The sequence below is a fragment of the Verrucomicrobiia bacterium genome (assembly GCA_036405135.1).
Classification (GTDB): Bacteria; Verrucomicrobiota; Verrucomicrobiia; order Limisphaerales; family JAEYXS01; genus JAEYXS01.
On sequence record DASWYF010000022.1, the window covers coordinates 357,924 to 369,428 of the forward strand.

The following is an 11,505-nucleotide window of genomic DNA, read 5'->3' on the forward strand; positions in this document are numbered from 1 at the left end:
GCGTTAATCACCTTGCGAAAATGAGTTTTTAAATTTAGTAATCAAGATACCAGAAAGGTCCTTACTTATGATCCGCATACCTGGTGGCACTAACGGTGACTTGTGCGACGCGAATATGAAGATGAGCCGGCGCGATCTCTTGCGCATCGGCGGCTCCGGCATCCTCGGCCTGTCGCTCGGCTCCATGCTCTCACTGCAAGCGAAGGCCAGCACCGGCAATCAAGGCGGGCCCGGTTGGGGCAAGGCCAAGAGCATCATCATGGTGTATCTGCAGGGCGGCCCGAGCCATCTCGACCTGTGGGACCCGAAGGAAAATGTGCCGGATAATGTGCGGTCCATCTTCAAGCCCATCTCCACGAAGATCCCTGGCACGATGTTCACCGAACTCCTGCCGCAACTGGCGAAGGTGAACGACAAGATGACGATGATGCGTTCGCTGAGCTACACGCCGAACGGCCTCTTCAATCACACTGCCGCCATCTATCAGATGATGACCGGTTACACGACGGACAAGGTGAGCCCTTCCGGCCAGCTTGAGCCGCCGAATGCGAAGGATTATCCGAACTTCGGCTCGAACATCATCCGCCTCAAGCCGCCTACGGAACCGATGCTGCCCTTCGTGATGCTCCCGCGCCCCTTGCAAGAGAGTAACGTAGTAGGTAAAGCGGGCACGGCAGGATTTCTCGGCAAAGCATTTGATCCTTACACGCTGTATCCAGACGGTGACGATCTGGACATGAGCAAGATGGAGAAGGTGCGCGTGGAAGACCTGAAGATGCAGCCGGACGTGTTCTCGTTGCGACTCGAACGCCGTGCTAGTCTCCGTGAAGCCTTCAGCGATGCTATGCCGGAGATCGAGAAGGCAGTGGAGAACTACCAACTCGATGAATATTACAGCCGTGCTCTCAGCCTTGTGATCTCCGGTCGTGCGCGCAATGCGTTTGATCTCGGTCAAGAGCCCGCGAAGGTGCGTGACCGTTATGGCCGCAATACCTTCGGTCAAAGCTGCTTGCTGGCACGCCGCTTGGTGGAAGCGGGCACACGCGTGGTGGAAGTTATCTGGCCTAAGGTGGCGAACTCGGACAATCACTCTTGGGACGTGCACAACGGCCTGCCAGACCGCATGAAACGACAGTCCGCTCCGATGCTGGATACCGGTCTCTCCGCCTTGATGGAAGACCTCGATCAACGTGGTCTGCTGGCGGAAACGATGGTTGTCGCCGTGGGCGAGTTCGGTCGCAGTCCGGTGAAGGGTGTGAGCACCTCCGGTAATGGCAACAGTGCCGATGGCCGCGATCACTGGCCATATTGCTACACGGGCTGCATCGCTGGTGCTGGCATCAAGCGCGGCTATGTGCACGGCAAATCGGACAAGACCGGTTCCGCCCCGACGGAAGACCCGGTGCATCCGAGCGAATTGCTGGCGACGATCTATCACGCCTTCGGTATCGACCCGGAGACGATCGTTTACAACCACCTCAATCAACCGCGCGAACTCGTGAAGGCGAAAGCGGTGGGCAAACTGTTCGCTTAAGCGAACGTATCAGTTTCAAACGCCCAGTCTGTTTACAGACCGGGCGTTTTTCTTTATTTGCAGGTATGGCATTGATGCCATACTTTATATGGTATGAAGATGACCATGCATATTGATGATCAGTTGCTGACCCGGGTCATGAAAGCGTTTGGGACCGATAGTAAAACACGGGCGGTAGACTTGGCTCTGAGAGAGATCGACCGGCGCTCCCGTTTGGTGAAGCTGGCTTCAGCCGGATTGGGCTTGGCTGCGGATGAATTGAAGGATGCGATCAATCCTGCCTATGACCTCGACGAGATGAGAAAGCGTGAAACCCCTGTAAGCTATGGCCGCAAATCCCGTTCTCGTTGACAGTAGTTACTATATCAAACTGTTACGGGCGAAGCGTGACCCGCTCAAAGAACTCGCTCCTCTGGCAGCGGACCGGGATCTGGCGGTATGCGGGATCATCCGTTGCGAAGTAGGTCGGGCACTGCTGCACCCAAATACGCTCAAGAAGTTCCAGAGTTTTTGGGATGTGATGGTGAATGTGCCCACGGACAATGCGCTGTGGCAGGAAGCCGAAGACCTGCTTTGGTCCTTGGATCGGAAGGGCGTGTTGCTGCCGGTGACAGATGTGGTCATCGCCTGCTGTGCCAAGCGCATTAATGCAGTGGTGCTGACGCATGACAATCATTTCAAGTCCATTCCTGGTTTGCGCTCGGTTGACCAGATTGATCTGTAAGAGCATCTGGTCAGGTGCGCTTACCAGTTGAGTTTGGTTGTGAGTGATATGATTAGAGTCCATTTTGTTCCTACCCGTATGAAAGCATTTGCCCGCATCTTTTCTGCTCTGGCTCTCACAGCCGGTCTTTTCACATTTAACGCATCGGCGGCTGAGCCATTGTTGGAGAAGGTGGATATCTTCGAAGCAGGGAAGGATGGCTATGCTCTCTATCGTATCCCGGGCATGGTGGTGACAAAGAAGGGAACGGTGCTCGCCTACTGTGAAGCGCGTCGCACAGGCAAGAGTGACTGGGATACCATCGACATCGTGATGCGCCGGAGCACCGATGGCGGCAAAACGTGGGACGCCATGCGGAAGATTGCCGATGTTCCCGGACCGAAAACCAAGAACCCCGTGGCACTCGCGCAAAAGCTGGGGAACACGAACGATGTGACCTATAACAACGCGACGGCCATCGTGGACAAGGACGGCTCCGTTCATTTCGTTTTTTGCCTGGAGTATTGCTGGGCATTCTACATGAACAGCAAGGATGAAGGCGTTACTTGGTCTGCACCTATCGAGATCACGTCAGCCTTTGACAAGTTCCGTCCTGAGTATGACTGGAAAGTGCTGGCGGCGGGACCAGCCCATGGCATCCAGTTGAAAAACGGTCGTTTGGTCGTGCCGGTTTGGTTATCCACGGGTGAGGGTGGTCATGCTCATCGGCCCTCGGCAGTTTCGGTGGTCTATAGTGATGACAAAGGCAAAACCTGGCATCGCGGAGACATGGTGGTGGCGCATCCGGAATTGAAGAATCCTAGTGAGACTATCGTGGTCGAGCTGGCCGATGGACGGACAATGCTGAACATTCGCAGCGAATCGAAAGAACATCGCCGTGCGGTATCCTTCAGCAAGGATGGGGCGACCAAATGGAGCAAAGTTCAGTTCGAGGAGGCTTTGCTGGAGCCCGTTTGCATGGCCAGCATCATCCGGGTTTCTGATGAAAAGACGGGCGGCAAAAACCGTTTAGCGTTTGCAAACCCGGATAATTTGACCCGGAAAGACGGCAAAGAGAAACCGGAGATGTCCCGTGATCGCATCAATCTGGCCGTCAAATTATCCTATGATGAGGGCAAGACTTGGGCTGTGAACAAGCGTCTGGAAGAGGGTTTCAGCGGTTACAGTGACCTCGCGATGGCGAAGGATGGAACCATCCTGTGCTTCTACGAACGAGGCTCCACGGATGAGAAAAGCAGCACCAAGACAGGCCGGTTGACGGTCGCCCGGTTCAATCTGGAATGGCTTTCAGACGGGAAAGACACCTTCAAAGGCAAGAAATAGGCGGTTCCACCAAGCGCAGTAAAATTGCAAGTTACTGATTTTTCTGCGTGCGTTGGAGGCATCTGCTTTTTATTGTCTAGGAAATGACCATCTGGATTCTCGTCATCGCATGTCTTGCCATGGGAGGCACCATCGGCCACACGGCCGGTGCATTACGTGTCTCAATTGCTACGTTGGGAACTTGGATCGCCTATCTGCTGGCATGGCCGATCGGGGACAAGCTCAGGCCCATGACGATGGGTTTTTTTGACACGCCGACAACGCTGCTCATCATGCCGCCGGTGTTGGTCTTTTTCGGTTTGGTGGCTGTCATTTTTTCCCTGGCGCAAGGCGTTCATCTGAAAATATATCTCTACTACAAGTACAAAACCACTGAGGAAAAGTTTAGCCTATGGGAGCGGATGAACAACCGGGTGGGTATCTGTGTGGGCCTGATCAAAGGGGGGCTATGGGTTGGTATATTGCTTGGTTTCATCTATTCGGTCGGTTACCCGATCATGCTGTCAGAACCGAACGACCGGGCGCCTTTCCTTTACAAGACAGCGGCGAAACTCCGGAATGACCTTCAAGAATCCGGTTTTGAAAAACTGGGTGCTGCTATGCAGCGTGCGCCGGAGAGGTATTATCAGGCTTCTGATATCATCGGCTATATGTACCAGAATCCGCAGTTGCAAAGCCGCATGATGCATTACCCGCTTTTCCTCAGTCTTTCCGGTACGCCTGAGTTCGTTAAACTTCTGGCCGGACCGGAAACTCGGCAGATTTTGGAGAGCAAGGCGCCGATCACCACTTGGTTCAACACCAACTCGATGAAGTTGTTGAAGAACACATTTATCCAGTCCCAGTTGAAGCAGGTAGATACGGCGGATCTTTTGGAATTTGCCAAGACTGGAAAGTCGGCAAAATACGACAGCGAGATGGTGATCGGGGTATGGGTCATCAACTTGGCTCCCACGATCAATGCCGTGAAGCAAAACCATGCACAGGTGACTCCGCAGCAACTGTTGATATTGAAAAACCTCATGGCCAAGAATATCGATGATCTGGTTTTGGTGAACACGCCAGACGGCCAGATGTTCCTGCGTGGTACGAAGGTGGATTTCAGCCAGATGCGTGGGTTGGTGCAGGCTCGCTGGACTCCGAAGCCGCCCCCGCCTCAAACGGACGGATGGCAGCCGCCGGCTCCAAACGCACCGGACACCGGTCCCTCGGCCGCCCCCTCAGTGTCTGATATCACGCAGATGCCACTTATGGCCAGCGGTCGCTGGACCAGAAATGAGAATGATGTAGCGGTCAGCCTCAAGAAAGATGATGCGGAGGCGACGGGCACTTTGACGGTATTGAACGAAGATAATATTTCAGTGAAGATCAACGAAGGAACGTTGGTCTTCTCCCGCTATCGTTGATGGTGATTTCAGATATGAATAAAGAAAAAGGGCCGAGTGATGAACTCGGCCCTTTTCATTTTGGAAGATCGATTACTTCTTCTCGAAATTCACCGGTTGTGTGGTGACAGAAGGAGTGAACAGATTCTCGGGAGCCGGACCTTGATTGGTTTGCGCCACTCTGGTTTCGGCCAATGGATTGTCATTCACCGTGGTGGCAACATCAGCCGAGGGAGAGGATAAATTGGCCGGATTGGCCATATCGTTACCGCTCTGCATCTTGCCGGACATCATCACACCCGTGACGAGAAGACCACAGACCAAAGCGCTGTAAGCCATGACCATTGCGGGCTTCAACTGGAAGCGCTCCCACAGGCTATCCCACCAAGAAGCGGAAGCATCGGCCTGTTCAGTCTCGATGCGGTTTCGCACCTGCTGGCTGAAGCGGTCAAAGTAACCGGGAGGCGGCTGCTCGTGCTTCTTAAGGGCAAGCAATTTGCGAAGCTGCGCGAAATCGTTGTCGTTATTGGCCGGTTCCATATTATTTCAGATAATCTGAGAGGTAGGCCTGCAATTGTTGCCGGGCGTAGAACAACCGGGACCGGACCGTGCCTGTGTTGCAATCCATGATCTTTCCGATCTCTTCATGCGACAGGCCCTGAACATCGTGCAAGGTAACTACCGTTCTATGGTCTTCTGACAGCTTCTGCATCGCCTCGTTCAATTTTTCCTGCAGCTCCGCCAAGCCTGCATCACGACGCGGTGTGTGTTGGGATACGAGTTCCACTAGCTCTTCGTCATGCTCTACCTGCTGGTCCAAGTCGTTGAGGCTGAGAAAGCTGCGATTCTTCCGGGTTTTCAGGAAGTTGATGGTCTTGTTCACCGCGATGCGATAGACCCACGTGAAGAAGCTGGAATCGCCCTTAAAATTTTTCAGGGCGCTGTACGCTTTAACGAACGTTTCTTGGGCGAGATCGTTGGCGTCCTCGTGATTAGACGTCATGTGGTAAATCGTGCCGTAGATGCGCTCCTGATATTTGCGGACCAGCCGGTCATAGGCGTCCATGTCACCGGCTTGGGATTTCTTTACCAGTTCACGATCCTCCGCCGCGGCCTCGGCTTTCGCCACATCGGCTTCTTTGGGGGTGGAGGATAAATCCATGATGTCGAAAGTGGCTGTTCCCGTCATAGGCTGTTACAAGCTTATTAAGCCGTAACACCCAGTCCGTTCGTTTGTTGCGCTAAAAAATCTGTCAGCGCTTGCAGGGCCTGACGTCCGGGTGTCGGCGGCAATGTCTTCAATTGCTGACGCGCTTCGAAGAGATGCTGTTCAATCACCTGTTGGGAAATCGTCAAAGAATCGTAGCGTTCGAGCAAAGTGGTGACGCCCGATTGATACTCCGGCTTCCATGCCTGCAACCAGCGTTCCAATTGCGTGCGTTCCGCCGGAGTGCACTTTTCCAGCACGGAAAGCAGGGGCAGGGTCACCTTGCCGCTGGCTAGATCGGTGCCCAATGATTTGCCCGCGCGATCTTCGGAATCGAAGAGATCCACGCAATCATCGTAAATCTGATAAGCGGTGCCGAGGGCCATGCCATAGTCACGTAAAGCACGACGCTGGGTTGGAGTGGCATTGCTCAAGTGCGCACCGAGATCGCAGGAGAGGGCGAAGAGTTCGCCCGTCTTCATGGATAGTATCTTGAAATACTCAGCGCGTGACATGTCCAGCTTGCCCCGGCGATGCGTCTGCAAGATTTCACCGCTGCAAACGGTATTCGTGGAAGAGGACACCGCGCGGCAAACTTCCGTGGTCGGGAAGCTGGCAGCGAGTTTGAGCGCATGGGCAAAGAGACAATCACCCAAGAGCACGGAAATCTGGTTGCCCCAATTTGCGGCCAAGGTAGGGCGCTGGCGGCGCATCTCGGCCATGTCCATGATGTCGTCATGGACCAAGGTGGCGAGGTGGATCATCTCGATGATGACCGCGACCGTCACCAGGTCTTCATTATGATGATTAGGCTGGATGGCACCACCGCTCAGAGCGACCAAGGCCGGACGCAGATGCTTGCCCTGATTGGTCAGTGCATACTTCGCGTAAGGGGCGATCTCGGCATCGAACGCCTCCACCTGCTGGCCGAGGCTGACGGTGACGGCACTGAGGAAAGGCTGTACGGGGGCGACGATCAGCCGCCAATCAGCCAAGGGCTGGGGCGGGGTCATCGTGGCCGTCAAAGGGCCATTTGCCTTCTCGTCAGGAACCAACATTAGCTATCAATCTAGTTTGCCGGAAAACCAAGTCAAACCGATTGCCTCACCGTTGTTTGCTTACGATGGGGTTAATGCGCCCTAATGCAGAGGCGTTTTGGCAAGTTTTGAGCCGAAACATAAAGTCCGTGCCGCCGGATTCTAGCCGGCAGTTAAGTGCGTCCGACGAAACACGAGGTTTATGACGGGATGCCGATTTATCCTGTCGGACCGAAGTTTGCTCAGTTTCATTTGTCACACTGATTTACCAGTGTTAGCCCCTTTACTGCCGGCTAGAATCCGGCAGCACGTTGGGTAGTGGCGAAAACCCGGTGCATGCTTTATGTTCCGCCTGTGCAACTGGATTCGGTTCAAAGCGCGGCCCAAGAACAGTTTGGGAAACAAAGTCATCGGTACGGTAAGGGACACATCCTGCAGAATGTGGACGACGTCATCGCGGCCACGCAGCAAATGCTGCTGCCGCCGGTAGCCGATGTGCTGGATGTGGCCACGGGAGCGGGACATACCGGCCTCTATTTCGCCGGGTTGGGCCATCGCGTGACTCTGGCGGACATCGCGCAACCGATGTTGGACCGGGCCTTGGAAGCGGCGACGGAGCGCGGTTTGAAGATTACTACCCAGCAACATGCGGCGGAGAAGTTCCCTTATGCGAATGGCAGTTTCGATCTCGTGACGTGCCGCGTGGCGCCGCATCATTTCAGTTCGCCACCGGATTTTGTGAATGAAGCCGCGCGGGTGTTGCGTCCCGGTGGTTACTTCCTGTTGATCGATGGTTCTGTGCCGGATGATGAGCCGGAAGCGGAAGCATGGTTGCATGAGGTGGAGAAGTTGCGTGATCCCAGTCATAACCGGCTGCTTTCGCCGCGTTCCTGGACCAAGCTCTGTGTGATGGTGGGATTGAAAGTGAATTCAGCAGAGTTGAAGACGTTCAAGCAACCCGATCTCGAATGGTATTTCGAGACGGCGAACACGCCGCAGGAGAATCGGGTGGCCGTGCGCAGGCTGGTGGAGACGGCTTCGAAACATGTGCGAGAGTGTTATCGTGTGGCGATGGAAGCGGGAAAGACCGTGTGGTGGTGGCCGCGGCTGACGCTGATCGCGCAGCGGTAGTGGAGCGCGAAAACATTTTCCCCGTTTCGCTTTCGGCAGGATGCGGTATCTTCGGTGCGTGCAGACGTTGGCGGATAAATTGGCGGAGGCAGCAGCATCCCCCTTGAATACCGTGACTGTGCCAGACCTCTGGCAGCAGGAAGCAGTCACGGCATTGCGTGAGGGAAAGGATGTCGTCGTGCATGCGCCGACGGGTGCGGGGAAGACATTGATTTTCGAGCTGTGGTCGAATGGAGGGAAGAATCGCAATCAAGCCATCTACACGGTCCCAACACGTGCTTTGGCGAATGACAAATTGGCCGAATGGCGGGCACGCGGCTGGGATGTGGGCATTGCCACAGGTGATCTTTCGGAGAACCTGAATGCACCGGTCATCGTCGCCACGTTGGAGACGCAGAAGAATCGACTCATCCAAGGTGATGGTCCGGCACTGCTGGTGGTGGATGAATATCAGATGATTGGTGACCCGGATCGCGGGCTGAATTACGAACTGGCCATCGCACTCGCACCGCCCAAGACGCAGTTGCTGTTGCTCAGCGGCAGTGTGGGGAATCCGCAGGATGTGGTGAAGTGGCTGCGGCGAATCGGTCGGAACGCAGTGCAAGTGAAGTATGAGAAAAGGCCGGTGCCGTTGGATGAAGTCTTCGCGAATAATCTCAATTATCACGTGCCCTCCGAAGTGAAGGGTTACTGGCCGCGTTTTGTAGCGAAGGCATTGGCAGAGGATTTAGGACCGGTGTTGGTCTTTGCGCCAAGGCGTCAGGCCACGGAAACTTTGGCGGCAGATCTGGCGAGGTATCTGCCGAACCCGAATCCGCTGGAACTTACGCCGGAGCAGAAGTTGCTGGTGGGCGAGAATCTGGCCAAGATGTTGAAATCACGGGTGGCGTATCATCATAGCGGACTTAGCTACGGTGCGCGAGCGGGTGTGATCGAACCGCTGGCGAAGGCGGGGCAGTTGCGGTGTGTGGTGGCGACGATGGGCTTGGCGGCGGGGATCAATTTTTCCCTGCGCAGTGTGACTTTGGCGGGAGAATCTTATCGACGTGACCAAGTGGAGCAACCGTTGCGGCCCGATGAGATACTGCAGATGTTCGGGCGCGCGGGAAGGCGTGGCATCGATGAAGTGGGTTATGTGCTGGTGAGTTCGAACCAGATCCGCCTGAACGAAGGTTACGCGGCACATCTTTCACGGAGCGGCATGGTGGATTGGGGTGCGTTACTGGGAATCATGGCCGCAGCAGCGGATCAAGGGCGTGAACCATTCATCGATGCTGTGCGCGTGCAGGAGCGCCTCTTCACCACGAAGCCGATCTTTCTCGGCGTGGAAGAATCCTTAAAGCATCCGGTGACGCCGTGCGGATTGAAGACGGATGCAGAACGCGCGCGACACGTGGGGCAGCGTTATCGCGAGATGCGGAACAGCCGCGGTGAATGGCAGGCGATACCGAAGCCGGAGATACGGCGTGTCAGCGAAATCCAGATCGCCGAGATCAAAGTGCAAGAAGGACAGGCCGTGCCGCAATTGCGCCCGATGCTGACGGAGCCAGCGGCCTTGGACAAAGTAGGCACAGGACAGCTTTGCGAATTGAGAACGCAAGATGGCCGTAAGATTCACGGACGTGCGGTAACAGTGGCGGAGACGATGATGGGGGGACGCGTGTTCCTGGCCAAGTGGGTGCGCCGGATGACTGGCTGGAACGGACGCGAGATGCCGATGCCGACGTGGCAAGAGAAGGTGAAGAACATAGTGGCCACGAAGATGGCGGAGCAGGGGACACCGGTCATCCGTTTTGAACCGGTGGAGAACCACATCGTGGCGCAGGTCAGCTTGGAGAATCTGACGTTGGCAGTGCCGGTGGATCAGTACGGTGTGGCGCTGTGGAATCCGGTGATGCGCGATATTCTGCCACCCGATTGCGCGGTGTGTGATCAAGTGGAGCAATGCCGCCGAATACCAGCGGCTACCGGCACAGCTTTGTTGTGGCGTCGGCTGGGACTGGTGGAAGCGAGCGGGAAGCCGACCTTGCGCGGGCGCATCGTCAGTTTTTTTCAGCAAGGGTATGGTTTGGCGATTGCGGCGGCGTTGGAGGATAAAAACTATTCCTTGAATGAACTGATTTACGACATTGCGAACTTGGATGCTGGGTTCCGCTTTTGCACGGAGGAGAGCCGTTGGGGTGGACGTCTGCCGATGATCTGTCATGAGAAGTATGGGAACCAAAACATTCCGGGCTACTTGGAGAATGGGTTGCCACCGAAGTATGGTTCCGGTGCAGAGACAGTCGTAGCGGGTGTGCATAAAAATCCGGCGAGCAAGGCGGCGTGGATCACAGATTTTCTGGGTGTGGGTGATATTGATCGCGTGATCATCGAGTGGCGGAGTTTGCTGCGGCAGATCGCGCACTCGCCGAAGCTGGACTGGCCGCGTTATGCGGAGCTTCAGAAAATGGCGAAGGAAATCCTGAACGAAACGGAATCACCGACGCTGACGGAGTTGCCCCCTTTGGAGTACCACCAGACGAAACGGGTGGAGCACAAATTGCATTTTCGGCGTTAAGTTTAACATTGTCGGAATTATCTGATTTACGATGGCGCAGAAAGTGGGCGTTCTGCATGGAAATGAGGAGGAAAACTGGGTAAATTTTCTGAAAAGTGAGGCGGGCTGTATTGCATTGAGGCAAAAGTGGATTAAATTTGTTCTCCCAATCAGGCTTGAGGGGATGGAAGCATGATGAAGTACGAGTATTGGCAATCAGCTAAGGATCACCGGTGGTATTGGCAGCTAAAGGCAGACGGCGGTGAACGTCTTGCCTACGGTGAAAGCCATGCCACCAAGGAAGCGTGTTTGAAATCCATCCAGATGGCCAAGAACTCCCTGCAAGCTGTAGAGATTGATGTGACGGTCTCGGACAGTTCCCAGCAGAATCTCTTCAAACCCGCTCCACCTGAGCGGTAAATTTCGTAATTTCGGTTTTGGAGGTTATCCGGCAGCAAAAGATCAGAAGGATGATATCGTCTGTCACCGGGCGCATCTTGACACTGCCCCCGATTAGGTAGTGAACCAGAGTTGATCCCAGTGGTGATTATGGCGTGCCTCGGAGAGTGCGGCCAGATGGCGCATGCCTTTGGGCGTCCAGAACTGGCCGGGCCGTTTGAAGCGG

Annotated in this window: 11 protein-coding genes; 8 read left to right on the forward strand and 3 right to left on the reverse strand. The window is 55.1% G+C overall.

Translation table 11 applies throughout. The annotated features are described in order from the left end of the window. Positions 1-67 precede the first annotated feature (67 nt). The 5 genes from VGH19_11950 (at position 68) to VGH19_11970 (ending at position 4,987) form a co-directional block, all read left to right on the forward strand. Complete coding sequence (locus tag VGH19_11950) at positions 68-1,534, forward strand: DUF1501 domain-containing protein (protein ID HEY1172076.1); 1,467 nt, start codon at positions 68-70, stop codon at positions 1,532-1,534. 93 nt (positions 1,535-1,627) lie between these two features. Then, a complete protein-coding gene (locus VGH19_11955) occupies positions 1,628-1,885 on the forward strand; it encodes a type II toxin-antitoxin system VapB family antitoxin (GenBank protein ID HEY1172077.1) in 258 nt (85 codons plus the stop codon). Next, positions 1,860-2,258, forward strand: coding sequence for a PIN domain-containing protein (locus VGH19_11960; GenBank protein ID HEY1172078.1), 399 nt, complete (start codon positions 1,860-1,862; stop codon positions 2,256-2,258). Before VGH19_11955 ends, VGH19_11960 begins: the two co-directional genes overlap by 26 nt. 78 nt (positions 2,259-2,336) lie before the next feature. After that, positions 2,337-3,581, forward strand: a complete 1,245-nt coding sequence (locus VGH19_11965; GenBank protein ID HEY1172079.1) for a sialidase family protein — start codon at positions 2,337-2,339, stop codon at positions 3,579-3,581. 83 nt (positions 3,582-3,664) lie between these two features. Continuing rightward, positions 3,665-4,987 (forward strand): hypothetical protein, encoded by a 1,323-nt coding sequence (locus tag VGH19_11970; GenBank protein HEY1172080.1) that lies wholly within the window; start codon positions 3,665-3,667, stop codon positions 4,985-4,987. A gap of 72 nt (positions 4,988-5,059) precedes the next feature. On the opposite strand, the gene VGH19_11975 is transcribed toward VGH19_11970, so the two are convergent. Genes VGH19_11975 through VGH19_11985 form a run of 3 tightly spaced genes read right to left on the reverse strand, consistent with a single transcriptional unit; the run spans position 5,060 to position 7,231 of the window. After that, positions 5,060-5,506, reverse strand: a complete 447-nt coding sequence (locus VGH19_11975; GenBank protein HEY1172081.1) for a hypothetical protein — start codon at positions 5,504-5,506, stop codon at positions 5,060-5,062. Position 5,507: 1 nt separating this feature from the next. Then, on the reverse strand, positions 5,508-6,155 hold the full coding sequence (locus VGH19_11980) for a sigma-70 family RNA polymerase sigma factor (protein HEY1172082.1): 648 nt from the start codon (positions 6,153-6,155) through the stop codon (positions 5,508-5,510). Between the two features lie 17 nt (positions 6,156-6,172). Further along, a complete protein-coding gene (locus tag VGH19_11985; protein ID HEY1172083.1) occupies positions 6,173-7,231 on the reverse strand; it encodes a polyprenyl synthetase family protein in 1,059 nt (352 codons plus the stop codon). 420 nt (positions 7,232-7,651) lie between these two features. Between VGH19_11985 and VGH19_11990 the strand changes: the two genes are divergently transcribed. From VGH19_11990 to VGH19_12000, 3 genes are all read left to right on the forward strand, one after another. Continuing rightward, the gene (locus VGH19_11990) at positions 7,652-8,341 is read left to right on the forward strand and encodes a class I SAM-dependent methyltransferase (GenBank protein ID HEY1172084.1); all 690 of its coding nucleotides are present in this window, start codon (positions 7,652-7,654) and stop codon (positions 8,339-8,341) included. Between the two features lie 40 nt (positions 8,342-8,381). After that, positions 8,382-10,901: a DEAD/DEAH box helicase gene (locus VGH19_11995; protein HEY1172085.1), complete on the forward strand. Its 2,520-nt coding sequence runs from the start codon at positions 8,382-8,384 to the stop codon at positions 10,899-10,901. 171 nt (positions 10,902-11,072) lie between these two features. Continuing rightward, positions 11,073-11,300, forward strand: a complete 228-nt coding sequence (locus VGH19_12000; GenBank protein ID HEY1172086.1) for a DUF1508 domain-containing protein — start codon at positions 11,073-11,075, stop codon at positions 11,298-11,300. The last annotated feature ends 205 nt before the right edge of the window (positions 11,301-11,505 follow it).